The organism is Cohnella faecalis (genome assembly GCF_003570905.1).
GTDB lineage: Bacteria > Bacillota > Bacilli > Paenibacillales > Paenibacillaceae > Cohnella > Cohnella faecalis.
This window is the reverse complement of sequence record NZ_QXJM01000039.1, coordinates 1,748,744-1,772,978: the sequence shown is the minus strand read 5'-3', so window position 1 is coordinate 1,772,978 and position 24,235 is coordinate 1,748,744. Positions and strand designations below refer to the sequence as shown.

At 54.9% G+C, this 24,235-nt stretch carries 23 protein-coding genes; 5 read left to right on the top strand and 18 right to left on the bottom strand.

What is annotated here, in order from left to right:
• Nucleotides 1-1,732: 1,732 nt before the first annotated feature.
• The 14 genes from D3H35_RS21120 to cymR form a co-directional block, all read right to left on the bottom strand.
• Nucleotides 1,733-3,847 (bottom strand): methyl-accepting chemotaxis protein, encoded by a 2,115-nt coding sequence (locus D3H35_RS21120; protein ID WP_199728557.1) that lies wholly within the window; start codon nucleotides 3,845-3,847, stop codon nucleotides 1,733-1,735.
• A 187-nt stretch (nucleotides 3,848-4,034) separates the two neighbouring features.
• Entirely contained in the window at nucleotides 4,035-5,294 is a 1,260-nt protein-coding gene (locus D3H35_RS21115) for a peptidase U32 family protein (protein WP_119151104.1), read from the bottom strand.
• Between the two features lie 28 nt (nucleotides 5,295-5,322).
• Nucleotides 5,323-6,270, bottom strand: coding sequence for a peptidase U32 family protein (locus D3H35_RS21110; RefSeq protein WP_119151103.1), 948 nt, complete (start codon nucleotides 6,268-6,270; stop codon nucleotides 5,323-5,325).
• A 111-nt stretch (nucleotides 6,271-6,381) separates the two neighbouring features.
• Nucleotides 6,382-7,731 carry an endolytic transglycosylase MltG gene (gene mltG, locus D3H35_RS21105; protein ID WP_233568033.1) on the bottom strand — a complete coding sequence of 450 codons (1,350 nt, stop codon included), beginning with the start codon at nucleotides 7,729-7,731 and terminating at the stop codon, nucleotides 6,382-6,384.
• Nucleotides 7,732-7,798: 67 nt separating this feature from the next.
• Entirely contained in the window at nucleotides 7,799-8,080 is a 282-nt protein-coding gene (locus tag D3H35_RS21100) for a DUF1292 domain-containing protein (RefSeq protein ID WP_233568032.1), read from the bottom strand.
• Entirely contained in the window at nucleotides 8,077-8,382 is a 306-nt protein-coding gene (locus tag D3H35_RS21095) for a DUF1292 domain-containing protein (RefSeq protein WP_119151101.1), read from the bottom strand. Before D3H35_RS21095 ends, D3H35_RS21100 begins: the two co-directional genes overlap by 4 nt.
• An 11-nt stretch (nucleotides 8,383-8,393) precedes the next feature.
• Nucleotides 8,394-8,807: a Holliday junction resolvase RuvX gene (gene ruvX, locus D3H35_RS21090; RefSeq protein ID WP_119151100.1), complete on the bottom strand. Its 414-nt coding sequence runs from the start codon at nucleotides 8,805-8,807 to the stop codon at nucleotides 8,394-8,396.
• A gap of 3 nt (nucleotides 8,808-8,810) precedes the next feature.
• Entirely contained in the window at nucleotides 8,811-9,086 is a 276-nt protein-coding gene (locus D3H35_RS21085) for an IreB family regulatory phosphoprotein (protein ID WP_119151099.1), read from the bottom strand.
• Nucleotides 9,087-9,226: 140 nt separating this feature from the next.
• On the bottom strand, nucleotides 9,227-11,860 hold the full coding sequence (alaS, locus tag D3H35_RS21080) for an alanine--tRNA ligase (RefSeq protein ID WP_119151260.1): 2,634 nt from the start codon (nucleotides 11,858-11,860) through the stop codon (nucleotides 9,227-9,229).
• Between the two features lie 368 nt (nucleotides 11,861-12,228).
• On the bottom strand, nucleotides 12,229-13,299 hold the full coding sequence (locus D3H35_RS21075) for an AI-2E family transporter (protein WP_119151098.1): 1,071 nt from the start codon (nucleotides 13,297-13,299) through the stop codon (nucleotides 12,229-12,231).
• Nucleotides 13,300-13,444: 145 nt separating this feature from the next.
• Nucleotides 13,445-13,651 carry a hypothetical protein gene (locus D3H35_RS21070; protein WP_119151097.1) on the bottom strand — a complete coding sequence of 69 codons (207 nt, stop codon included), beginning with the start codon at nucleotides 13,649-13,651 and terminating at the stop codon, nucleotides 13,445-13,447.
• Nucleotides 13,648-14,199, bottom strand: a complete 552-nt coding sequence (locus D3H35_RS21065) for a PRC-barrel domain-containing protein (protein ID WP_233568031.1) — start codon at nucleotides 14,197-14,199, stop codon at nucleotides 13,648-13,650. The genes D3H35_RS21070 and D3H35_RS21065 overlap by 4 nt, the downstream gene beginning before the upstream one ends.
• 20 nt (nucleotides 14,200-14,219) lie before the next feature.
• Nucleotides 14,220-15,377, bottom strand: a complete 1,158-nt coding sequence (locus D3H35_RS21060; RefSeq protein WP_119151096.1) for a cysteine desulfurase family protein — start codon at nucleotides 15,375-15,377, stop codon at nucleotides 14,220-14,222.
• 16 nt (nucleotides 15,378-15,393) lie between these two features.
• Nucleotides 15,394-15,813, bottom strand: coding sequence for a cysteine metabolism transcriptional regulator CymR (gene cymR / locus D3H35_RS21055; protein ID WP_119151095.1), 420 nt, complete (start codon nucleotides 15,811-15,813; stop codon nucleotides 15,394-15,396).
• Nucleotides 15,814-16,099: 286 nt separating this feature from the next.
• Here cymR and mnmA point away from each other — a divergent pair, with 286 nt between their 5' ends.
• Nucleotides 16,100-17,233, top strand: coding sequence for a tRNA 2-thiouridine(34) synthase MnmA (gene mnmA / locus D3H35_RS21050; protein ID WP_119151094.1), 1,134 nt, complete (start codon nucleotides 16,100-16,102; stop codon nucleotides 17,231-17,233).
• A gap of 729 nt (nucleotides 17,234-17,962) precedes the next feature.
• On the opposite strand, the gene D3H35_RS21040 is transcribed toward mnmA, so the two are convergent.
• Nucleotides 17,963-18,700, bottom strand: coding sequence for an RNA polymerase sigma factor (locus tag D3H35_RS21040; protein ID WP_119151092.1), 738 nt, complete (start codon nucleotides 18,698-18,700; stop codon nucleotides 17,963-17,965).
• 212 nt (nucleotides 18,701-18,912) lie between these two features.
• On the opposite strand from D3H35_RS21040, the gene clpP reads away from it, so the two are divergent.
• Complete coding sequence (clpP, locus tag D3H35_RS21035) at nucleotides 18,913-19,497, top strand: ATP-dependent Clp endopeptidase proteolytic subunit ClpP (protein WP_119151091.1); 585 nt, start codon at nucleotides 18,913-18,915, stop codon at nucleotides 19,495-19,497.
• A 67-nt stretch (nucleotides 19,498-19,564) separates the two neighbouring features.
• On the opposite strand, the gene D3H35_RS21030 is transcribed toward clpP, so the two are convergent.
• From D3H35_RS21030 to D3H35_RS21020, 3 genes are all read right to left on the bottom strand, one after another.
• Nucleotides 19,565-20,308 carry a YebC/PmpR family DNA-binding transcriptional regulator gene (locus D3H35_RS21030; protein WP_119151090.1) on the bottom strand — a complete coding sequence of 248 codons (744 nt, stop codon included), beginning with the start codon at nucleotides 20,306-20,308 and terminating at the stop codon, nucleotides 19,565-19,567.
• Between the two features lie 175 nt (nucleotides 20,309-20,483).
• Nucleotides 20,484-20,681, bottom strand: coding sequence for a cold shock domain-containing protein (locus D3H35_RS21025; RefSeq protein ID WP_027088130.1), 198 nt, complete (start codon nucleotides 20,679-20,681; stop codon nucleotides 20,484-20,486).
• Nucleotides 20,682-20,775: 94 nt separating this feature from the next.
• Nucleotides 20,776-21,501, bottom strand: coding sequence for a class I SAM-dependent methyltransferase (locus D3H35_RS21020; protein WP_119151089.1), 726 nt, complete (start codon nucleotides 21,499-21,501; stop codon nucleotides 20,776-20,778).
• Between the two features lie 203 nt (nucleotides 21,502-21,704).
• Between D3H35_RS21020 and D3H35_RS21015 the strand changes: the two genes are divergently transcribed.
• The 3 genes from D3H35_RS21015 to pepF all read left to right on the top strand — a co-directional run bounded on the left by D3H35_RS21015 (nucleotide 21,705) and on the right by pepF (nucleotide 24,175).
• Complete coding sequence (locus D3H35_RS21015; RefSeq protein WP_119151088.1) at nucleotides 21,705-21,938, top strand: hypothetical protein; 234 nt, start codon at nucleotides 21,705-21,707, stop codon at nucleotides 21,936-21,938.
• A gap of 30 nt (nucleotides 21,939-21,968) precedes the next feature.
• A complete protein-coding gene (locus tag D3H35_RS21010; RefSeq protein WP_119151087.1) occupies nucleotides 21,969-22,148 on the top strand; it encodes a hypothetical protein in 180 nt (59 codons plus the stop codon).
• 230 nt (nucleotides 22,149-22,378) lie between these two features.
• The gene (gene pepF / locus D3H35_RS21005; RefSeq protein ID WP_233568063.1) at nucleotides 22,379-24,175 is read left to right on the top strand and encodes an oligoendopeptidase F; all 1,797 of its coding nucleotides are present in this window, start codon (nucleotides 22,379-22,381) and stop codon (nucleotides 24,173-24,175) included.
• Nucleotides 24,176-24,235: the final 60 nt, after the last annotated feature.

Sequence of the window (24,235 nt, the reverse complement as noted above, 5' to 3'; positions counted from 1 at the left end):
CGTATTTCGGGGATTCCAAAATATACAGGGTCCGGCAGATAACACGCGCTACTCCTCTTCCGACGCGACCATTGAGCATGGGATGCCTCTCTTTCGGCGACTGGCGGAGGGCGGACTCTCATCAGTGGGACGCGCGTACCATTCTTTCGGCGATTGGTGGGGACGGACTCTCAACAGTGGAAGAGGTACCTTACTTTCGATGAATAGCGGGGTGGATGATCAACAGTGGGACGAGGTACCATTCTTTCGGCGATTGGCGGGACGGACGCTCATCAGTGGACGCGGTACCATTCTTTCGACGATTGCGGGACGGACTCTCATCAGGGACGCTCATCGACAGTGGACCAGGTACCATTCTTCGGCGATTGGCGGGACGGACGCTTAACAGTGGGACAAGGTACCATTCTTTCGGCGAATAACGGGGACGGGCTCTCAACAGTGGGACGAGGTACCATTCTTTCGACGAATAGCGGGGGCGCATGCTCAACAGTGGGACGAGGTACCATTCTTTCGACGAATAGCGGGGCAGATGCTCAACAGTGGGACGAGGTACCATTCTTTCGACGAATAGCGGGGGCGCATGCTCAACAGTGGGACGAGGTACCATTCTTTCGACGAATAGCGGGGGCAGATGCTCAACAGTGGGACGAGGTACCATTCTTTCGACGATTGGCGAGGACGGACTCTCATCAGTGGGACGCGGTACCATTCTTTCGACGAATAACGGGGACGGACTCTCAACAGTGGGACGAGGTACCATTCTTTCGACGAATAGCGGGGGCGCATGCTCAACAGTGGGACGCGGTACCATTCTTTCGACGATTGGCGAGGACGGACTCTCAACAGTGGGACGAGGTACCATTCTTTCGACGAATAACGGGGACGGACTCTCAACAGTGGGACGAGGTACCATTCTTTCGGCGATTGGCGAGGACGGACACTCATCAGTGGGACGCGGTACCATTCTTTCGACGATTGGCGAGGACGGACTCTCATCAGTGGGACGCGGTACCATTCTTTCGGCGATTGGTGGGGACGGACGCTCAACAGTGGGACGCGGTACCATTCTTTCGACGATTGGCGAGGACGGACTCTCATCAGTGGGACGCGGTACCATTCTTTCGGCGATTGGCGGGACGGACTCTCAACAGTGGGACGCGGTACCATACTTTCGACGAATAACAGGGACGGACTCTCAACAGTGGGACCAGGTACCATTCTTTCGGCGATTGGCGAGGACGGACTCTCATCAGTGGGACGAGGTACCATTCTTTCGACGACTGGCGGGGACGGACGCTCAACAGTGGGACGAGGTACCATTCTTTCGACGAATAGCGGGGGCAGATGCTCAACAGTGGGACGAGGTACCATTCTTTCGACGATTGGCGAGGCCGGACTCTCATCAGTGGGACGCGGTACCATTCTTTCGACGACTGGCGGGGACGGACGCTCAACAGTGGGACGAGGTACCATTCTTTCGACGAATAGCGGGGCAGATGCTCAACAGTGGGACGAGGTACCATTCTTTCGACGATTGGCGAGGACGGACTCTCATCAGTGGGACGCGGTACCATTCTTTCGACGAATAGTGGGGGCGCATGCTCAACAGCGGGACGAGGTACCACTCTTTAGGCAAACAGCTCCGGCGGCTCTTCGTAACCTACAAATAAAGGAGCTGCCTCAAGGCTACCAAGCCTTGAGGCAGCTCCTGCATTCAGAGCGCACCTATCTATTAAGTTACCGTAAATCGGGAGAGCGACTCGCGAAGCTGGGTCGATACCGATTCCAATCGATTGGACAGCTGCACCAAGCCGTCGCTGATGCCAAGCTGCTCATTGCTGAGCGAAGCGACCTGCTCCGAAGTAGCGGACGCTTCCTCGGCGACAGCGCTCACGTTGCTCATTGCCAGCGAAAGCGTCGATTGAGCGGATTCCAGCTGCCTGACCGAGACGGTCGCCGAATCCAACCGGCCTACGAAGCTCGACATGTTGTCTTGAACAGCGACGAAAATCTGATTCGCTTCGCGCACCGATTCGATCTGCTCTTGGAAAATCGGATATGCCAGAGACAGTACGGCTACCGTCTCGTCGATTTCGCGCTGAATCGTTTCGACGATTTCGCCGACGACTCCGATCGACTGACGGGATTGGTCCGCCAGCTTGCGTATCTCGTCCGCAACGACCATGAAGCCTTTTCCGGCCGTACCCGCGCGGGCCGCCTCGATTGTGGCGTTCAACGACAAGATGTTCGTCTGCTTCGTCATATTGCCGAGCACATCGAGAATTTTTCGGATCGAACGCGTACTGTCCTTCAGCTTGTCCACCTTTTCAACCATGGAGCGAGTCATTTCTTCCGTCTGACCCGTCTTGTTGATCAGAGTGTCCATGTAATCCGAACCGCGGCGTGAAGCTTCCTCCACTTCGTTGGCCGAATTGCCCATCTCGACGTTGGAGGCGATGACCGTCTGAACCTGGGTACCGATTTCGGACGTCATATCCGTCCCCTTCTCGGACTCGAAGGCGAGATTCGTTGCGCCGTTGGCGATTTCTTCCGTAGCGATGGCGATTTCCTTAGCCGCTTCGGCCGTCTTGCGCGAAGCGTCCGTAAGCGAGGTTGCCGTATCGAGAACTTCTTTCGCCGAGCTGTTCGTCTGACGAACCAAGGTCGTAATCTCTTCCATCATACGATTGAAGCTGTCCGCCACTTGACCGATTTCGTCTTTTTTGCGAATGGTCGAACGAACGGTCAAGTTTCCTTTTTCCCCCTCGTTCATGAGCGTGCGAAGCTGTACGAGCGGTCTGCCAACCGTCCGAAGCACGATCAAGCCGATAGCCGCAGCTATAAGCGCCGCAAGCAACGACATCAGCCACGTCAAGTTGCTGATCGCCTTCGCGTCCTTCACAAGGCTCGATACCGGAATATTGCCAAGCAGAGTCCAATCGCTCGTATCCATCGTTCCGGCGGTAGACAGCATTTCTTGGTCGTTCTCTTTAATCGTAGCCGTACCGGATTCCCCCGGCAGCTCGAACGAATATTTTGTGCCCAGCTTCCCATTGTCGGGCCCGTATACGATGCCACCGTCCTGCGAGACGATGTAGCTCGAGCTTCCTTCGCCGAATTGAACGGTTTGCATGAGCGAATCGAGTACCGCTGCCTTGATTTCGATGAGGAGGTAATATTGTTTCCCGAGACTCAGGTAGCGTCCGACCGCAAACGTCGGAAAGGTGCGAGATCCGTCGACCCCTTTTGTCATCGTCGGAATCCATACCGCTTTTCCGCTGCCCTCCTTGATTTTCTCCAGAATAGGCGTGCTCGTAAGACCTTCTCTACGCAACGTGCCTCCCGTTGTCATAGTCTGGTCCTTCTCATTAACCGGCACGAGGGAGATCGATTCGAGCGTGCTGTCCGACATAGCCATTCCGCTCATCTTCTCGGTCAGCTTGCGAGACATATCGAACTTCTCGTAATCGTCGTTCGCGGCGGCGAGCGTATTAATCAAATCGGTAAAGCCGCTATCCGTAATAAATTGCAGTGACAGCCGCTCGTACCCGTCAAACAGCAACGAGAACTTGCCTGCCGCTTGCTCGGCAGTCTGCCGGCTCGCTTCCGCCACCTTATTTTTAATGATTGAGCTGGATTTCGAATAGGAGAAAATACCTAGTGTAACGACGCACGCCAAAATACTGCAAAAAATAAGCAAAAACAGCTTCATTCCAACCGAGCGAACCGGATTCTCAAATCTCTTCCCCTTCAACTTCCCCCCAATACGCTGAGTTAAACCACTTGCAGATTTGGTTTTGGCTTTCCAATTGTCTGTCTTAGTCAGATCACGCCACGACTTCTTCATACACTGTTACACCCTCCGGTACCAAAGTGAAGACTGTCGGCGGCAACAAAAAAACTGTCGAAAGTCCCAAGAAAGCGTGTCGTTGGCCGCCTTTCAGACAACGATTTTGCTTACTTTGACTACATTCGACAGCTGGAATGAAAATCCTTTGCACTAAAGTCCTATTTTGTGCACAAAGTTTCCCTGTTTAGCCGATTCTTTTTCGCATAATATCCAACGGAGCTACTGGATGTTCCGTGCGAAAGCGGATTAATTGAAGCGGATGACGTGCGACCTCAAGACTGTTTCCTTCGACATCCGTCATATCGCCGACCCTCTGAACGAACCGGCGGCCACCGGGACCGAAAAACTCCACTTCCATTCCAGGGCGGAAAAAGTTGCGCTGCTGGACGGTCGCGATTCCGGTATCCTCGTCGTATTCGGTTACGACGGCCGCAAAATCGAACGGAGCCGCCTTCTCTTCCGGCTCGTAAATATGCTCCTCCGCTCCGGGAGTTGTATAGAAAAAGCCGGTGTTCAGCGGGCGGTTCGCCGCCTTGCCGATATCCTCCAGCCATTCCGACCTAAGAGCGTAGCCTTCGGGATTGTCCATATACGAATCGATTGCCTGCCGGTAGGCATTCACGACCGAAGCGACATAATGGATGCTTTTCATCCGTCCTTCGATTTTGAAGCTGTCCACTCCGGCATCGATCAAGTCGGGCAAATGGTCGATCATGCACAGATCCTTGGAGCTCATCGTGAACAGGTTCATCTCCGGATCGGCTACGCTGCGTTCGTCCGCTTTCAAATCGTACTTCCAGCGACACGACTGGCAGCAGCCGCCCCGATTGGAATCGCGGTCGGTAAAATGATTGGATAGAACGCATCGTCCCGATACCGAGGAGCACATCGCGCCGTGGATAAAAACCTCCAGCTCGATATCGACGCGTCGCTTCATTTCGCGAATTTCGTCCATCGACGTCTCGCGGGCGAGAACGACGCGCGGAAGCCCTTCTTCCTTCCAAAAACGAACCGCTTGCCAATTCATCGTCGACTGCTGGGTGCTTAGATGGACCTCCAGCTTCGGAGCAACCTGCTGAGCCGTCTCAACGATAGCGGGATCGGCGGCGATAATGGCGGAAATACCGGCATTTTCAAGCTCCTTCAAGTAATCGGCCACACCGGCCAGATCCTCTTGATGGGCGTAAATATTCGTGGCGACGAACACTTTGGCTCCGTATTTGGCGGCGAACTCGACGCCTTCCCGCATCTCATCGAAGCTGAAGTTGTCCGCGTTGGAGCGAAGGCCATATTGTTGTCCGCCGATATAGACGGCATCGGCTCCGTAATGAACAGCGAACTTAAGCTTTTCCAAGCTGCCTGCGGGAGCAAGCAATTCAGGCTTCGCAAGTCTGGCACGGGTTCCCGCGAGCCTTGGCTGATCGTGTGAGAGAACGGATGACATCGGTTCTTCTCTCCTTTTCATTCTTGAATCAATACACCTGTTCCTTATACAAAAATCCGAAACCGAGCTCCCTCTCCGGATGCTGCAAGGCCCGAATCCGATTCAAACCGCGTTCGTCGAACTTATAGCTGTCCGGATTTGCGACGAGACGATCGATTGCCTCTCGGTAAGCTCGAAGAACGGTCTCGTTATACTCTTCCGTCTTAAGCAGCGCTTCGACATACAGGCTGTCCACTCCGGCTGCATACAGCTCGGGCAGAGCTTCCAGCAGACAAATATCGTCCGGACTCATCACATGAGTGCCGTTAGCATCCTCATAGACGGGGAATCTCTCGTCCGGCCTTTCCATTTCGACCAGAAACAGTCCCTTGTCCGCGCCTCTCTCCACCAGAGTCGCCTCGCGCCCGATATGCTGCAAGTAGCTTTCGAGCAAATTGCGATGTGAGTGATAAATGTTCGTCATTCCGTGAACTTGAATTTGCACTTCAAGCTCCACATTCCGTTTGAAGTCGGCGATTTCCTCTTCGTTGAGCTCGCGGGCAAGCACGGCCCGAATCGCTCCGCGCCGTCCCCAGTATCCGGCCGCGGCCGAATTCGTTCCGGTCATCTCTGCATTCCAGTGCAGCTTCAAGGAGGGAGCGAATTCCCTTGCGTTCAATAGCACCGCCGGGTCGCCGAACGTGATTGCATCTGCGCCGGCAGCGGCTGCCGACCGCAAATACGCCGGCAGTGCAGACAGCTCTTCATTGCGGAATAGCTTGCCCGCGTTTACGTAAGCTTTCCCGCCGCGCTCATGAATGAGCGCAATGACTTCCTTAAGCTCGTCCTCGCGAATTTCGCCGGGCAGCCGCATTCCGAACCGGGATTCCCCAATCAGAATGGCAGTCGCTCCAGCTTCCAAATATTTGTCCGCCTGGGCTGCGGATCCCGCCGAAATCAACAGCTCCAATCGTGTGTCCGTCGTAACCTTGCCCATTATTCAACCTCCGGGAAATCCGAAACCCGGCGCGACGCAAGAGCCGGCCTCCTGAATAAAGGAAGCTCGCTCTTGCATCGGGTTCGCCGGGTCGGGACGCGCTTAGCGCGGTTATTTCTTTTTAGCGTTTTTTTCGTTCTTTTCGCTTGCTTGAATATTTTTTTGATGCTGACGGTAAGTAGACGCGAACAAATGCGTGTTCGTGCCGTCCTTCTTCGTTACGTAGTAGAGGTAATCGTTGTCGGCCGGATACAGAGTCGCCTCGATCGATTGTAAGCTCGGGCTCGCAATCGGACCCGGAGGAAGACCCGGATGCAAGTACGTATTGTAAGGACTCTCGACCTTGAGATCCTCCGTCAGCAGCTTTTCCTTCTGCTTATCGAGCAAATATTGAACCGTAGCATCGATCTGCAGCGGCATCTTCTTCTTGATCCGATTCTCGATAATGCCCGCCACGATGGGACGCTCTTCGTCGATAACGACTTCCCGCTCTACGAGAGAAGCAATCGTCAGCATCTGATGAACGGTCAGCCCGCGCTCTTCAAGCACGGTCTCCCAATCCTCGGGAAGCTGATCAAGCTTGCGGTCAAGCTCGGAAAGCATCCGGTTCAAAATATCGGTCTCGGAGCTGCCGCTCTTCATCTCATACGTATCCGGGAACAAGTATCCTTCCAGCGGATACCGTAAATTGCCGTTCGCCGAAATATCCTTGAGCCAGATGGAGCCGTTAAGCTTCGTTAGATCGTTTGCGGCTGCAAGGAACGAATTTTTGTCGACTCCCGCGGCTTCCGCAATTCGATCCGCCATCTGCTTGATCGTATAGCCTTCCGGAATCGTAAATCGAATCGTCGCCGCCGCAATCGTCTCGCCGCTATTGAACTTCGCCACGATCGTTTTGTTAGCCATTCCCGGAGTCAGCGCATAGTCGCCCGCTTGAAAACGAGAGCCTTCGTCATTCAGCTTAAGCCATGCTCCGAATAAAGTGGCATTACGAATAAGGCCGTTTTGCTCGAGCATTTCCGCGACCTTTTTCGCCCGCATCCCCTTGCTGATCGTTACTTGAACCGGCGTATCCGATACCGCGACCGGACGAAGTCCGTTCCAAACGTAAAATATTACGCTTCCCGCGAAAATCAACACCAGGCTGAGAGCGATCAAAAACGACCAGAGCAGCACGCGAGGCTTGCGCCGACGATAGGCGACCTTCTGCTCGGGCGGCCGCTCGGGATTGCCCGAACGGCGCGCGCGTTCCAGCGGCACCCGGCTGGTCAACTCATCGGCAAGACCGTGATACGTCTCCGTTGCGGCAGCCGCTTCTCCGGGTCCGTTCTTCTTTTCTTCAGAAGCCATTCGCCGATCGCCCGGCTCCGGCCCGTTCTGTTGCTTGACGGAAGCTCTGCGTTGCTCTTCCCCGTAGATCGAACTCCATCCGTCTACTTTCGGTTCGTCGTCTCTGTTCAAATCTCTTCCCTCCGGCGAGCCCGTTCTCGGCGAAAAAGAGCGGTCGCCCGCTCTTCGTTCTTCATGCTCAGGGCTGTTCGTCGCTGCCGAACTGCAAATCGTCGTAGGCTTCGGCAGCCCGTTCCCATTCTTCATCGTCTTCGACGGTTTCGAGGTCGGCCTCGCCGTCCGCGCCGCGAACGATTCGGAATACCTCGATATCGCCATCCTTCGCCATCGCTTCCGACTGGAGTATCGCGTATTCGCGATCTCCGGCGGCGATTTCGGCCAATATCCGGTAAGCTTGCGGCTTTCCCCCGTTCGCAGTCAATTCGACGCTGTCGCCGTACTGCTGCTTTAAGGAGCTCACTCCGCCTTCTCCCCGCCGAATTCCCCCATCAGCGTATTGAACGTTTCTTCGACGATTTCCCATTCTTCTTCGGACTCGATCGGAAACAGCTGGATTTCCTCGTTCTCTTCCTCGTAGCGGAAAGCGAACACTTCCTGCTCCTCTTCCGTGTCCTCCTCGGGAACGACCATCAAATATTTGCGGTCAGTACCGTCGTCCAGCTCGAAGCGCATAATGACTTCAAAAGCTTCTTCGTTGCCTTCGTCATCCGGAATATAAATAATCTCTGCCTCATCTTCGTGCAGATTTTGTTCGTCCGCCATCTTGGGTCAGCTCACTTTCCTCTTGAATCGAGATAATTTTGCAGCAATAAAGCGGCCGCCATTTTGTCCACGACAGCCTTCCGTTTGCGCCGGCTCACGTCGGCTTCGAGCAACGTTCTCGTCGCGGCGACCGTCGTCAGCCGCTCGTCCCACATATGAACGGGCAACGATAGTGTCCGCTTCAGCGTCTCCGCGAATTCGATGCAAATTTCGCCACGCGGCCCGATCGTGCCGTTCATATTCTTGGGAAGACCGACAACGATCGCTTCGACATCGTTCTCCTTCACCAGTTGGCCGATCCGGCGGATGTCGTCGCCTTCTTGCTTGCGCTCAATCGTCTCCATGCCTTGAGCGGTCCATCCGAATGCGTCGCTCAGCGCAACCCCTATGCGCCGATCGCCGTAATCAAGCCCCAGAATTCGCATGAATTACCGGTGCTGACCGAGATAGAAGCGAACCAGCTCTTCGATCAGCTCGTCGCGCTCCTTCTTCCGGATCAAGCTGCGCGCATTATTATGACGCGGAATGTAGGCCGGGTCACCGGACAGCAAATAGCCGACGATCTGATTGATGGGGTGATATTCCTTTTCCACTAGAGCGTCGTAGACAGTAAGCAGGATTTCCCTGGAAGACATCTCGTGCGGATCCGCAACGACGTCAAACATGACTGTCTTATCGAGTTGATTTTTGTCCGACGAACTCATACTCCGGCACCTCTCTTTCGAAAAGAGCAGCTCTCTTTCATGCACTCATCATAACACATTCCATACCGGACAGGAAATTGATGCCTAACCGGAAGTTTTGTCGATTGGCCGGAAGTTTCGTCAAATTCGGCCGAATTGAATTACTTGGACGCCGTCTGAGCGAGAACGAGCTGTTCCGCGGCAGCCAACGCCTCGGCCAGCTTGGACGGTTCCTTGCCGCCCGCTTGCGCGAGCTCCGGCTTGCCGCCGCCTCCGCCGCCGCATATCGCAGCCAGCTCCTTGACCATTTTGCCCGCGTGAAGTCCTTTGCTTGTCAAGTCGGAAGTTACAGCGACGATCAGATTGACTTTGTCGCCGTCAATAGCTCCGAGCGCCAGCACCGCCGAGCCGAGCTTCGCCTTCAATTCGTCCGCGACGCCGCGCAAAGCGTCCATTCCCGTCGCGTTCACTTGAGCGGCCAGCAACGTTACGCCGCCTACCGTCTTCGCGCTGCCGGCAAGATCGGCCGCTTCGAGACGGCTCAGCTTGCCTTGCAACGACTCGACGTCGCGCTGCAGCTGGCGGATGTCGCCTTGCGCCGCCTCAACCCGCTTTGGAACGTCGGCCGCTCCGCATTTCAACAAAGCCGCCGCTTCCTTCAACGTCGCAAACTGCTCATCCAAGTAAGCGTAAGCGTGACGGCCCGTCAATGCTTCGATCCGGCGCACGCCTGAGCCGATGCCGCCCTCGCTGACGAGCTTGAACAGACCGATTTGCTCCGTATTGCGAACGTGGCAGCCGCCGCACAGCTCAAGAGAGTAGTCGCCCACTTTTACGACGCGAACGATATCGCCGTATTTTTCGCCGAACAAAGCCATTGCGCCGAGCGCCTTCGCTTCCGCAATCGGCTTGAAGGAAATATCAAGCTCGGTGCCGAGCCAAATTTGTTCGTTGACCCGGCGTTCCACATCGGCAAGCTCCTCGGCCGTTACGGCGCCGAAATGCGAGAAGTCGAAGCGAAGCTTATCCGGATCGACGAGCGAGCCGGCCTGGTTGACGTGCTCGCCGAGCACTTCCTTGAGCGCCTTGTGCAGCAAGTGGGTTGCCGTATGGTTGCGCACGATGTCCGCGCGCTCAGCCGGATTAACCGTTGCGGTTACGGTATCTCCTACTTGAAGAGTACCGCCCGTTACCGTCACCTGGTGCAAATGCTGGCCATGGGGAGCTTTGCTAAGGCCGTCGACCGTCGCCAGAACGGCTGCGCCTTGCAGCGTGCCGCGGTCGCTCACTTGGCCTCCGCTTTCGGCATAGAACGGCGTGCGATCCAATACGACAAGCACCGTCTCGTCAGCTCCGGCGCTGTCCGCGAACGAATCGCCGACGACGATCGCAAGCACCTTCGCCTCTGCCGCAAGCGCGTCGTACCCCACGAACTCACTCTTGTCTGTGTACTCCGACAAGACGCCGCCTTGCACCTTCATGCTGCCGACGTCTTTGCGAGCCGTACGAGCGCGCTCCCGCTGCTCCTCCATCGACGCGTCGAAACCTGCGCGATCGACGGTCATCCCTTGCTCCGCTGCGTAATCCTCCGTCAAGTCGAACGGGAAGCCGAACGTATCGTAAAGCTTAAACGCGTCCGGACCGGAAATTTCAGTTGATCCCGCAGCCTTCGCTTTGTCGCACAGCTCCGCCAATATGGACAGACCTTCTCCGAGCGTCTTATGGAACTGCTCTTCCTCGGTGCGGATCACCTTCTCGATGAATTCGCGTTTTTCCACGACTTCCGGGTAGTAGCTTCCCATTACTTCCCCTACGGTCGACGTCAATTCCCACAGGAACGGACGGTCGATGCCCAGCACTTTCCCGTAGCGGACGGCGCGGCGAAGCAATCGGCGAATAACGTAGCCGCGTCCTTCGTTCGAAGGAAGCACGCCGTCGCCTGCGGAGAACGCAACGGTGCGGATGTGGTCCGCCACAACCTTGAGAGCCACGTCATAGTCTTCGCGTTCCTTGTACTTCACTCCGGCAATCGCGCTCGCGCGCTCGATGATCGGCATGAACAGATCCGTATCGAAGTTGGAGTCGACGTCCTGCACGATGGAAGCGAAGCGCTCAAGACCCGCTCCGGTATCGATGTTCTTATTAGGGAGCGGCGTATAGCTGCCGTCCTTGTTGTGATTGAATTGGGAAAATACGAGGTTCCATACTTCCAGAAAACGCTCGTTCTCGCCGCCCGGCGTACATTCGGGATCGCTAAGATCGCCGTACTTGTCGCCGCGATCGTAGAAAATTTCGGTGCACGGGCCGCACGGGCCTTCGCCGATGTCCCAGAAGTTATCCTCTAGCTTATAGATGCGCTCGGCCGGCAAGCCGATTTTCTCGTTCCAGTAGCGGAACGCCTCTTCGTCGTCCGGATACACCGTCACGGACAGACGGTCGGGATCGAAGCCGATCCATTGCGGGCCGGTCAAAAACTCCCAAGCCCACTCGATCGCTTCTTCCTTGAAGTAGTCTCCAATGGAAAAGTTGCCGAGCATTTCGAAAAACGTATGGTGACGACGCGTTTTGCCCACGTTCTCGATATCGTTCGTGCGAATGCATTTTTGCGAGTTGGCGATCCGCGGATTTTCCGGCTTCACCCGACCGTCGAAATAAGCTTTCAGCGGTGCCATCCCCGCATTGATCCAGAGCAGGGACGGGTCATTGTGAGGGACGAGCGAGGAGCTCGGCTCGATTTGGTGGCCTTTGCTTGCGAAAAACTCCAGCCATTTGGCGCGAATATCGGCTGCTTTCATCTTTGTCATTGCGGCGAATGCCTCCTCTAAAGTTCGAAAAAAATAAAAAAACGCCCCTGAATCAGGGACGAATTGCTTCGCGGTACCACCCTGGTTATCGCCATCGTTCGTCACGATCGCGATCTCCTCATGCGGCTGTAACGGGCCTCCCGGCGGCTCTTCGGGCCGCACTCTGAAACCGGCTTCCCAGCGTCCTTCGCAACGAAGATTTTTTCAGCCAATCGCCGTTCGCGATCGCCGGGCTCCCCGACGATCTTCGAAAGCGTCGAAATCTTCTCTCTGGTTTGCGGTCTACGCGGTACTCTTGTTTCGTCAACGCATTGCATATCGTCCAACAAATAGATTATAGACAACGAATTTCAGCGCTGTCAAACGGTTTTTCGGCGAATGTAATAGGCGAACACGTGCTGGACGACGACCTTCAGGGCGGCATAGAACGGGACTGCCATAATCATTCCGATGATGCCCGCCAGCTCTCCGCCGACTAGCAGGACGAAAATAATCGTAAGCGGATGCATATGCATCGATTTTCCGACAACCTGCGGACTGATGACGTTGCTCTCGAGATTTTGGCAGACAATATTGACGATTGCGACGAGCAGCACCATTTTCCAAGAAACCGTCGTTGCCATGACCAGAGCCGGAAGAGCGCCGAAAAACGGGCCCAAATACGGAATAATATCGAAGAGCGACACGAACATAGCCATCAGCAGCGGGTAAGGCATGCCGATAATGAGGTAGCCTATATACGCCAAAACCCCGATGCACAGCGACACGATGAACTGACCGCGAATGTAGCTTCCCAGCGCCGAATCGATATCCTTCAACAGCCGTACGGCTTGTTTCCGACGGGCTCGGGGCACGTATTGGATTGCAGCCCTCTCGAATACGTCCATGTCCTTCATAATATAGAAAGCGAGAAACGGAACGATCATCGCGATGAACAGCACGTTCATAACGGCTCCGATATTGTTGAGGAAATCGGCGATCCGCTCCTCGATCTGCTTCTCCAGACCGGCGATGGAACGGTTAATCCCGTCTCTTACGCTGGACGGCAGCAACCGATTGTTATTGAAGTGGTCGACAAGGCTTTCCGCCTTCATCGTCAAATTGGGCATATGCTCGTTCAATTCCTCAACCTGTCCCATGAACATCGGAATAACGTTCATAAGCACGACGACGCAGCATGTAATAAACACGGCATAGATGAGCAGTACGGCGGCCGTTCGGGGTACTTTTCGGTCATGCAATAGGTTGACGATCGGGTTGAGTACATACGAAATGACCATTGCCACGAGAAAAGGAGCCAGCACCGCCTTGAGAAAATCGTAAACGGACAGCAGCATAGGGCGGACGAGCATAATGAGATACAAGGTCAGGAGACCTAATATGACGTACACCATCAATGAAAACAAGCGGTTTTGGGTAAACCGGTTCATCTCTCCACCCCCGCTTTTCGGCGCTCCTTCTCCAGTATATGTACTTGTCCCCCGCCCTAAACCATCGGCGCGAAAGACGGCAAACAAAAAAAGTCCCCGGCTCTCTGCAGAGAGACACAGGGACTGCATGGCGTTAGCTTAAGTGTTACATGCCGCCGGCATGAACTTGAGGCACCATCGGCTCCTCGAAAAACAAATCGTCCAGCGAGCTAAGCGTACCGTCTTCTTCAACTTGGTATACCGACATTTTATCGCCGTTTACCGTCAGCTCGATAAAACAGCTCCAACAATAGAACTGGTGGGATCCGATTTTTCCGATATCTTTGGAATTGCAATTCGGGCATCTCATCATCCGTCTTCACCTATCACTTTCCGAGTATGGTCTCTCTCCAAAACCCGCTCGCATGAGGCGGGTACCAGGATGGCATCCTCGCCCAGGATGACGTTCTCGGGACCGTCGGGCAAATAGAGCCGCCTTCGTCCTTCAAATACATCCGCAAGAAAACCGTCCGTTAATTCGTATCCTACTAATGGTGTACCCTCAGAATCTTTAAAATAAACATCCGCGACTTTGCCGAGCTCGATTCCGGCAACCGTATAGACGGGCATTTCCTTCAAGCGGACAACTCCGCCGTTAAAGGTGCGCAGCAGTTGATTTCTGTCGATCGTCTCGACCGCGCCGCTATCCCGAATGAGCAAGGCGTCTTCGCCGCAGGATACGATGTTGTCCCACTTGATGGCCTTCACCGCTTTGCTGAGCCATACCCGGGTATCCAATACGACACCCGATAGCCGCCAAAACTCGTCGAACCAAACGTCCTTCACTTTTCCGGACGACCTTCCGCTCATTTGCAGCACCGGAAGTCCGATTAATTGCTGGGCTTGAATCGTTGCCGGCACCCCCGAATACTAGGCGCCTGCTAGTAAATACGCATACGCGCCGAAATGGTTGCAATAATTTTTGCCGTTTCCTTCGTTTCTTCCGTAGTATTGCCCAAACCGAAGCTGAAACGAACGGCGGATGCAACCAAATCGCGCGATAAATTCATAGCGCTGAGAACATGGGACGGCTTTAGCGAACCCGACGTGCATGCCGAGCCCCCTGAAGCGGCTACTCCGGCCAAATCGAGATTCATAAGCATGTTCTCGGATGGAATACCAGGAAAGCTCATGTTAAGGACATGCGGAAGACGGCTTGCGGAATCAGCGGGACCGTTCACTACGAACGATTCCGCGCCGATCGCTTGCTCAAGCTCGGTCAGCAGAGATTGCCGCAGCTCTTCCGCATGACGGCAACGAAGCTCCCGTTCGGCCTCGGCCAGCTTCGCCGCTGCCGCGAACGCAGCAATGCCAGCCACGTTCTCGGTGCCCGCTCGTCGGTTTCGTTCTTGCGAGCCGCCGAGAAGCATAGGACGAAACGACGTGCCTTTGCGTATATAGAGCAATCCTACGCCCTGCGGGCCGCCGATCTTGTGAGCGGATAAGCTCATCATATCAACGGGCAAATTCGCAAGATCAAGCTGAACATAGCCTAGAGCCTGCACGGCGTCGACGTGCATGACCGCTCCTCTGTCGCGAGCGACAGCTCCGATCTCCGCGATCGGCTGGAGTGTACCGACCTCGTTGTTGCCGGCCATAACGCTAACGACCGCCGTCTTATCGTCGATTGCGGCGGCGGCATCCTCAACGGATACGCGCCCCGTATCGTCAACGGGCAGCACGGTGAGCTTAAAGCCTTGCTCTTGCAGATTATGGCAAGTATGGAGCAGCGCATGATGCTCCACGGCCGTCGTCACAATGCCGTTGCGCCCCCGCGCCAATTGGGCGTTGGCTGCGCCGACGAGCGCGGCGTTGTCGCTCTCCGTTCCTCCGCCCGTAAAGACAAGCTCGGACGGCGAGCAGCTAAGCAACGAAGCAATCGCGTCGCGCGCAGCCGTCACGCGCGATCTGGCCGCGCGCCCGAACGAATGGAGACTGGACGGATTGCTCGGTCCCGCTCCCGCGGTATTCAAATAAGCCTCGAGCGACTCCGCCCGCATCGGCGAAGTGGCCGCGTGGTCGAAGTAAATCGAGGTCATGCCGCTCACCTTCTCGTCAAATGTAGAACATATAGCTGTCAGGCTGTCCGGCGTCCTTGTAGGAAATGAGGTCGGCCAGGTTTGTCGAATCGAGCACTTCCGCGATGCTGTCGCGAATGCGGAGCCACAAATCCCGCTTGGCCGGATCGTCTTCCTCCGTAAAATCGACAGGGCTGATCGGCCCTTCCAATATACGAATAACGTCTCCGGCGGAAATCGTTTCCGGATCTTTCGACAATATATAGCCGCCGTAAGCTCCCCGCACGCTCTTGACCAGTCCGGCGTTGCGAAGCGGAGCGATCAATTGTTCCAAATAATGCTCGGAAAGTCCGTTTTTCTCTGCGATGCTCTTAAGCGAAATCGGACCTTCGCCGAATTTGGCCGCAAGCTCCATCATGATTGTTAAGCCGTAACGGCCCTTAGTCGATATTTTCAAAGAAAAGCACAACCTTTCTCGCCCACAGCACGGAATGAGTCTTCTATTAACATTCTCGGAAGTCTTCCCATCCGGAAATAGGGGTATCCCCATGTTATCACTATGTTAACACAACTAACTTCTTTGTGGGCAAAAAATACGTTACATATTCATGTCAAGACGATGTTTTTTCTCGGATTTCGGCATTCTTCCTCCGTTACGGTGTCGCTCAGCGTGTGAATGACGGTCTTATATGTTACAATAAGGGGCACTTACGGACGAAAGAAAGAGCAAGGAGCGATCAAAAATGGACGACATTCGGTTTGAGGACCCGTCATCCGTGCGCGTTGTCGTAGGCATGTCCGGCGGCGTAGATTCGTCAGTGACGGCGCTGCTGCTTAAGCGGCAAGGATTCGATGTCATCGGGGTGTTCATGAAAAACTGGGACGATACGGACGAGAACGGCGTATGCACGGCGGAGGAAGACGCGGAAGACGTGCGGCGCGTGTGCGATCAGATCGGCATCCCTTACTATACGGTCAATTTCGAAGCGGAATATCGCGACAAAGTGTTCGAATACTTCCTCGAGGAGTACCGGCGGGGAAGAACGCCCAATCCCGACGTTATGTGCAATCGCGAGATCAAATTCGGCGACTTTTTGCAAAAGGCGATGGACTTGGGAGCGGATGTCATTGCGACGGGCCATTATGCGAGAGTGGAGCGAGTCGACGGACAATACCGCCTCTTGCGCGGAGTCGACGGCAACAAGGATCAGACGTATTTCCTGCACGCGCTGAACCAATCGCAGCTGTCTCGGGCCATGTTCCCGATCGGACATCTTCCGAAGCCGGAAGTTCGCCGCATCGCGGAAGAAGCCGGGCTGGCTACGGCAAAGAAGAAAGACAGCACAGGGGTATGCTTTATTGGCGAACGGAATTTCAAAGAGTTTCTAAGCCAGTATTTGCCCGCCAAGCCGGGGAATATGGTTGACATCCTAACCGGAGACGTCAAAGGCCGGCATGACGGGCTTATGTATTACACGCTAGGCCAGCGGCAAGGGCTCGGCATTGGCGGCTCCGGCAACGGCGAGCCGTGGTTCGTCGCGGACAAGGATCTGGCGAGCAACGTGCTGTATGTCGTGCAAGGCGAGCGTCATCACAGCCTGTACTCCGTCGGTTTGACGGCGACGGGAATCAATTGGATCAGCCCGGATGCGTTGAGCGGCCCTCTGCGCTGCACGGCGAAGTTTCGTTACCGGCAGCCGGATCAAGGCGTTACGTTGACGCTTACTCCGGAAGGCGACTTGAACGTGGAATTCGACGCGCCGCAGAAAGCGATCACGCCGGGCCAAGCCGTCGTCTTCTACGACGGCGACGTTTGTCTGGGCGGCGGCACGATCGACAAAGTACGCAAGCTCGAGCCTTCCGCAGCCGGGCTGTAAAGTCGCTAGCGAGGAAAAGAGGCAGCTCCCGCCGTGTAAACGGCCGGATAGCTGCCTCTTTGTTGTTTAGTCGTGTAGCCGGCGCCTTCGAACATTTGTATGGTACCTCATCCCACTGTTCGGCGGCGTTCCGCAACTTCCGGCGAATGTATGGTACCTCATCCCACTGTTCGGCGCTTTTCCGCAACTTCCGGCGATTGTATGGTACCTCATCCCACTGCTGGGCGCCGTTCCGCTACTTCGCGGAGATTGTATGGTACCTCATCCCACTGCTGGGCGCCGTTCCGCTACTTCGCGGAGATTGTATGGTACCTCATCCCACTGTTGGGCGCTGTTCCGCAACTTCCGGCGATTGTATGGTACCTCATCCCACTGTTCGGCGCTGTTCCGCAACTTCCGGCGATTGTATGGTACCTCATCCCACTGTTCGGCGCTGTTCCGATACTTTGCGGCGATTGTATGGTACCTCATCCCACTGTTCGGCGGCGTTCCGCAACTTCCGGCGAATGTATGGTACCTCATCCCACTGTTCGGCGCTGTTCCGCAACTTCTGGCGATTGTATGGTACCTCATCCCACTGTTCGGCGGCGTTCCGCAACTTCCGGCGAATGTATGGTACCTCATTCCACTGTTGGCACTGTTCCGCTACTTCGCGGAGATTGTATGGTACCTCATCCCACTGTTGGCGCTGTTCCGCTACTTCGCGGAGATTGTATGGTACCTCATCCACTACGCCGCCATTCGCATGAGCGGAGCGCCGGACTTCCCAAGCGCAGGCTGCGGATGGGACGAAGCTTTTCGAAGCAGACCATTCTGGAACAATACCATTGCGACGGCGGGTTCGAGCGTATCCAACTGGGCTAATTGCACAACCTTGGCGACGTCGCCATCTCGATAAGCAGTCGCCAATGCCCGCAGAATAGCTCTCATTCCCTCGTCTTCCGGAAGCGGCAGCGCATTCCCGCTCAGCTCCTTGCGAACGGAGCCAAGCGAAGCGCGCGCGCGATGATGCGCCGCTTTCACCGCGCCTTCCGACAATTGAAGCCGTAAGGCCGTCTCCGCTATGGAAAAGCCGAATACGTCGCGAAGCAGGAACACCGATCTCTGCAAGGAAGACAAATGCTTGATCAAAGCCTGAAAAGCGGCCTCCACCTCGAAAATGGCCGAATCAGACAACGCAGCTGCCGGGGCGTCCGAATTTTGGATTTTCACCCGTCTCCATTCTCTTCGCGATCGGTCGATCCATGCGTTTTTGGCGATTCGAAGCAGCAATGCCTCCGGATTCGCGTGGCTAAGCCCCGTCTCCGACCCAAGCACTTTCAGCCACACCTCCTGAGCCAAATCGTCCGCATCCCAAGCTGTTCCCGACAATGACAAGCAATAGCGCTGAACAACAGCTTTCAATCGCTCCATAGCCTCGTTTTCAAGCTCTCGTATTGCAGCTTCCTCCGAATGGATGTCGATCATCCCGTTCACTCCCTCGCCGCGTTTTTTTGCTGCTGTTTATCCTTGCTGACAAAATACTATCGTTCTTAAGCAAACGAACGGGAACTTCAAAAGGATACGCCCCGTTCCAAAAAATAATTTCCGCAAGAGACCCGTATCTTTCTCGTGCCTTCTTTCGTTTACGGGTTGAAATCAAAATGAACGGCACTTGCCGAAAATGGAGGTTGCTACGAATGAGCGCTTACGTACCCTACGTAGTCGAGCAGACGAATCGCGGCGAAAGATCCTACGACATTTACTCCCGCTTGCTGAAGGATCGCATCGTCTTCCTCGGCTCGGCCATCGACGACCAAATCGCCAACAGTATTGTGGCGCAGCTGTTGTTCCTCGCGGCGGAAGATCCCGACAAAGAAATTCATCTCTATATTAACAGTCCGGGAGGCTCCACGTCCGCAGGTTTTGCCATCCTAGATACGATGCAGTTCGTCAAGCCGCCCGTTCATACGATCTGCACCGGGATGGCCGCGTCCTTCGCAGCCATTCTGTTGCTGGCCGGAGCCAAAGGAAAGCGGTTCGCCTTGCCGAACAGCGAGATCATGATTCACCAGCCGCACGGCGGGGCCCAAGGGCAAGCGAGCGACATCGCCATCAGCGCCAAACGAATTCTCGGCGTCCGCGAAAGATTGAACCGAATCGCCGCGGATCGAACCGGTCAACCGTTCGAAAAAATCGAAAAGGATATGGATCGAGATTACTTCATGTCCGCCGAAGAAGCGCTCGAATACGGGATCATCGACCGGGTCGTTACTTCTCTGTAAGCTCGAAACGATACAAAAAGGCCATGCGAGCGCATCCGCGCCAGCATGGCCTTTAATTTGCCATCCATTATCCGAGACGGTCCATCTCTTCGTCGCTGATCTCGAAGTTGTGATAGACGTCCTGCACATCGTCGTTGTCGTCGAACGCTTCCATCATCTTGAGCAGCTTGTCCGCATTATCGCCTTCGGAGACGATCGTGTTAGGAGCTAGCCATCGGATGTTGGCCGACTCGAAAGAGTAGCCCGCTTGCTCCAGCGCCGCCTTCACGTTCAGAAAATCGGCCGGCGCCGTCAGCACCTCGAAGCTTTCCTCCGTGGCGACGACGTCTTCCGCTCCGGCTTCCAGCGCTTCCATCATGACCGTGTCTTCGTCGCGGTCAAAATCTTCCCGCGAGACGACCAGAAGCCCCTTCTCGTCGAACATATAAGAAACGCAGCCGGACTCTCCGAGATTGCCGCCCCGCTTATTGAAGACTGCGCGAACGTCTGCAGCCGTCCGGTTGCGATTGTCGGTCAAGCATTTGACCATGATCGCGACGCCGCCCGGTCCGTAGCCTTCATACAATATCTCTTCGTAATCGACGCTGTCGGTTCCGCCGGCCGCCTTCTTGATCGCCCGTTCGATATTGTCGTTCGGCATCTGAATCGCCCGTGCGCTCGCGATTGCAGTCTTCAGTCCTGCGTTCGCATCCGGGTTCGTGCCGCCCTTGCGCGCTTGTACGTAAATTTCTCGCGCCAGCTTCACGTACTTGTTATTTTTGGCTTGGTCGGCCTTGCCTTTCCGACCGGCAAACAGCTTGAATTTTGGCATAAAACTCCGTACCTCCGCGAAACTTCAGAATCGAATAATCCGAATCCAGTGTACCACTTGATCGACCGGGCGGTCAAAACGTTCCTATGTAAAGCGAAAGCCCCCGGCGTGTAGCCTGGGGGCTTCGTTGCTCTCGTTCGTGTTATGAAAATAAGTCCACGCTCGTGCGCTAGACTTACAGTTTCACCACGTTGGATGCTTGAGGACCACGGTTGCCTTGCGTAATTTCGAACTCAACCGCTTGACCTTCCTCCAATGTTTTGAAGCCGTCGCCTTGGATAGCGGAGAAATGAACGAATACGTCGTTGCCGTCTTCTACAGAGATGAAGCCGTAACCTTTCTCTGCGTTAAACCACTTAACTGTTCCTCTCAAATGAAAAACCTCCTAAAATCTCGCCGTAGTTCGGCGAATGTAGTCATTATAACCGAAGGCTTTGGAAGTTGCAATATGTTGTCGGGCAAGGGTTTCAAGGTTTTTTTGCAAGCGTTAAAACAGGGCTTCGCACGGGTGTGAACGGCAGCGAGGATTCCGACGTTTTCGCGATGGCAATCTCCTTGATTTGATCCAATAAAGCAGACAAATAAGGATAAGGCTCCCATTGAAGCGTCACCATCGGATAGATGCGAACTTCGCCTCCAGGGCGAACGACTCTGAGCAATTCCTTCAACGCCGCCAGATGAAAAGCTTCGTCGAACATGGGGTCGGCCCCGTACAAAAATAAAAAATGGCTGCAAAGCGCCAAAGAAAACGAGCCGTCCTCGAACGGCAGTCGGGGCAGGGAAGCCGGTACGTAACGGCGTCTTGCATCCTCCCGCGCATAATCCTCGGCGAACGCCCTGTAAGATTGCTCTCTTAGCTGCCGATGCTTTTCAGGCGATCCGTAAAAGCTCCAGTCGAACGCTCCCGCGTTGGCGGCAAGCTTGGCGGACGAAGTATCGATTTCTTTCCGTACGATCCCCAACACCTCTTCCGTTGCAGCGGCATACAACGGGTCGGCTACGACGGCTTCGACGCCCATCGCGTTCAATTGCGCGGTAAAGGAGGAACCTCCCCCGCCTACGTCCAGTACGGCTCCGCGTCTCAAATCGTCGTCGCTCAGTCCGAACATCGCTATGTACTCTCTGTAATCGCGACACGTCGAGGCGACTCCTACTTGCGGATATGCGGCTGGCTTCGATTGTTGCTCACTCATTTTCGCTCGGCTCCTCTCGGCTCGTCAAAACTCGTCTGATCTCGTCTCGTCTTGAACTTCGGTCCCGTTGCCGGGATTTCGATATAGAATCTCACCATTTTCCAATCCTGTCAACGGCTCGCTTCGGTCGAACGTTGATTTCTTGGGCTATCTCTTCTATGATGAGAAAAACGGCAATCGAATGCCAAAATCAGGAGTGACCCATGTTCAAGAAACATATTATTTATAAGCATGACAATTACAATATGCTCACTGTCGAAGTGCAAGGAAAAACGCTCGTCGTCCGGGAAATTTCCGATCAATGGGGCGAAGAATGCCACAACTTTATTAGCCGTCCCGAGATGATGGAGTGGGCAAGACGAAGGTTTCGCCCGGACGACTTCCCGGGAGGCGAAGAAGCTTACAATCAGACGATCGACGCCCTTCGTTCCGTATAACAGCCGATCCTTTAGGAGGACTCTCCAGCCATGCCGTCCGATTCCAATCTCGTATTTATTATCGCCGCCTTCGCGTTCGGGGTCGTCCTGATTCTGACGAAGGAACGGCTCCCTGCTCCGATGAGACGGGGAATAGCCATTACGGCGGCGCTGTTCGTCGCGTTCGCATTTTTCCTGATCGTATACAGCTTCATGATGGCAGGCCTTTAAGCCGCGCTGCAGATGAAGCCTGATAAACCGATCCGGCAGGGACATACTATTCCGGCAACCATTATTTAGGTACCGGAGGCGCCCGAATGAAGCCGTATGTCCAGCCCGCCGCCGTTCTGGCGGCGTTGTCATTCCTAATAGCGAGCGGTCACGCACCGGCAACGACGCAGCCGCGCGCAGCCGTCGCCGTTCCGGTCCGCGAACACATACCAAGGAGGTTGTCCCCGTCTATGAGTCAAGTGCCGAAAAGAAGCGAAACGCCGAAAGAGCACCGGTGGGTGCTGGAGGATCTGTATGCGAATCAAGCCGCATGGGATGCCGAATACGCCAAAGTCAAACATCTGACGAAAGAAATTGCCGGTTTCCAAGGCAAGCTGAAGGATGCCGAGACGATCGCCCGCTGCTTCGCGCTGGAAGACGACTTGTCCTTGCTCGCCGAAAGATTGTACGTATACGCGAACATGAGCCACCACGAAGACACCGCCGAGCCCAAATTTCAAGCTTTGTCCGAGAAATCCAAAAAGCTCAGCGTCGAAGTCAACGAAGCTCTCTCGTTTATTACTCCGGAAATTTTGGCTTTCTCGGAGGACGAGCTGAGAAAGCTGATCGCCGATCCGACGCTGAATAAATACAAGCGCACGCTGGAAGAAATGCTGCGGGAAAAGCCTCATATTCTGTCCAAGAACGAAGAAGCGCTGCTGGCCCAAGTCGGCAACGTTTCGCAGGCTCCGAGCACGATCTTCAGCATGATGAACAACGCCGACATGAAATTTCCGAAGGTCAAGAACGACAAAGGCGAAGAAGTCGAGCTGTCCCACGGCCGCTACATTCAATTTCTGGAGAGCAGAAACGCGGAAGTCCGGCGCGACGCCTTCAAAGCGATGTACGATACATACGGCAAATGGAAAAACACGCTCGCCGCTACTTTAAGCGCCAACGTTACCAAGAACCTTTTTTACGCGAAAGCCCGTCATCATTCGTCGGCGCTCGAAATGTCGCTGTACGGCGACAACATTCCGCAGTCGGTGTACGACAATCTGATCGGTACGATTCATGAGCATCTGCCCTTGATGCACAGATACATGGCGCTTCGCAAAAAGCTGCTGAAAGTCGACGAGCTTCACATGTACGACCTGTTCACTCCTCTCGTGGAAGAGTTCGACCTGGACATTCCCTACGAGCAAGCGACCAAAACGGTATACGACAGCCTTGCCCCGCTCGGCGACGATTACCGCAAGGTGCTCAAGGAAGGGTTCGACAACGGCTGGATCGACATTTACGAGAACGAAGGCAAACGAAGCGGCGCTTACAGCTGGGGAGCGTTCGGCACCCACCCTTACGTTCTGCTGAACCATAAGGACAATCTGAACAGCATGTTCACGCTCGCTCACGAGATGGGCCATGCGCTCCACTCCTATTACTCCGACGGCAACAACGAGTACAGGGACGCGCAATACACCATTTTCCTGGCCGAGGTCGCTTCCACGCTTAACGAAGCGCTGCTTATGGACTACTTGCTGAACAAATCGACCGATCCAAAAGAAAAAATGTACCTGCTCACCTACTACGCCGACCAGTTCCGGACGACGGTGTTCCGCCAGACGATGTTCGCCGAGTTCGAGAAAATCATCCATGCGAAAGCGGAAGAAGGCGAAGCGTTAACGCCGCAAGAGCTGTCCTCGATCTATTACGACTTGAATCTCAAGTATTACGGGGACGGAATGGTCGTCGACAAGGACATCGAGATGGAATGGGCCCGCATTCCACACTTTTACACCAGCTTTTACGTGTACAAGTACGCGACCGGCTTCTCGGCGGCGACGAGCTTCGCCAAACAGATTCTCGACGAAGGCAAGCCTGCGGTAGACCGTTATCTCGGCTTCCTGAAAAGCGGCGGAAGCGACTATTCGATCAACATTCTGAAAAAAGCCGGGGTCGACATGTCGTCTCCCGAGCCGATTCGCCAAGCGATGAGCGTGTTCGAAGGGCTGATCACGGAGATGGAAAAGCTGACGGACGGCAAATAAAGCTCCGGAACGACGGCTATCAGGAAAGAGGCTTGCGGCTTCGCACGCCTCTTTCTCCAT

What these genes read in the sequence shown, in the direction of transcription:
- D3H35_RS21120 (WP_199728557.1), bottom strand. Translation starts at nt 3,847, where the DNA reads ATGAAGAAGTCGTGGCGTGATCTGACTAAGACAGACAATTGGAAAGCC.
- D3H35_RS21115 (WP_119151104.1), bottom strand. Translation starts at nt 5,294, where the DNA reads ATGTCATCCGTTCTCTCACACGATCAGCCAAGGCTCGCGGGAACCCGT.
- D3H35_RS21110 (WP_119151103.1), bottom strand. Translation starts at nt 6,270, where the DNA reads ATGGGCAAGGTTACGACGGACACACGATTGGAGCTGTTGATTTCGGCG.
- D3H35_RS21095 (WP_119151101.1), bottom strand. Translation starts at nt 8,382, where the DNA reads ATGGCGGACGAACAAAATCTGCACGAAGATGAGGCAGAGATTATTTAT.
- ruvX (WP_119151100.1), bottom strand. Translation starts at nt 8,807, where the DNA reads ATGCGAATTCTGGGGCTTGATTACGGCGATCGGCGCATAGGGGTTGCG.
- D3H35_RS21085 (WP_119151099.1), bottom strand. Translation starts at nt 9,086, where the DNA reads ATGAGTTCGTCGGACAAAAATCAACTCGATAAGACAGTCATGTTTGAC.
- alaS (WP_119151260.1), bottom strand. Translation starts at nt 11,860, where the DNA reads ATGAAAGCAGCCGATATTCGCGCCAAATGGCTGGAGTTTTTCGCAAGC.
- D3H35_RS21075 (WP_119151098.1), bottom strand. Translation starts at nt 13,299, where the DNA reads ATGAACCGGTTTACCCAAAACCGCTTGTTTTCATTGATGGTGTACGTC.
- D3H35_RS21070 (WP_119151097.1), bottom strand. Translation starts at nt 13,651, where the DNA reads ATGATGAGATGCCCGAATTGCAATTCCAAAGATATCGGAAAAATCGGA.
- D3H35_RS21060 (WP_119151096.1), bottom strand. Translation starts at nt 15,377, where the DNA reads ATGACCTCGATTTACTTCGACCACGCGGCCACTTCGCCGATGCGGGCG.
- mnmA (WP_119151094.1), top strand. Translation starts at nt 16,100, where the DNA reads ATGGACGACATTCGGTTTGAGGACCCGTCATCCGTGCGCGTTGTCGTA.
- D3H35_RS21040 (WP_119151092.1), bottom strand. Translation starts at nt 18,700, where the DNA reads ATGATCGACATCCATTCGGAGGAAGCTGCAATACGAGAGCTTGAAAAC.
- clpP (WP_119151091.1), top strand. Translation starts at nt 18,913, where the DNA reads ATGAGCGCTTACGTACCCTACGTAGTCGAGCAGACGAATCGCGGCGAA.
- D3H35_RS21030 (WP_119151090.1), bottom strand. Translation starts at nt 20,308, where the DNA reads ATGCCAAAATTCAAGCTGTTTGCCGGTCGGAAAGGCAAGGCCGACCAA.
- D3H35_RS21020 (WP_119151089.1), bottom strand. Translation starts at nt 21,501, where the DNA reads ATGAGTGAGCAACAATCGAAGCCAGCCGCATATCCGCAAGTAGGAGTC.
- D3H35_RS21015 (WP_119151088.1), top strand. Translation starts at nt 21,705, where the DNA reads ATGTTCAAGAAACATATTATTTATAAGCATGACAATTACAATATGCTC.
- D3H35_RS21010 (WP_119151087.1), top strand. Translation starts at nt 21,969, where the DNA reads ATGCCGTCCGATTCCAATCTCGTATTTATTATCGCCGCCTTCGCGTTC.
- pepF (WP_233568063.1), top strand. Translation starts at nt 22,379, where the DNA reads ATGAGTCAAGTGCCGAAAAGAAGCGAAACGCCGAAAGAGCACCGGTGG.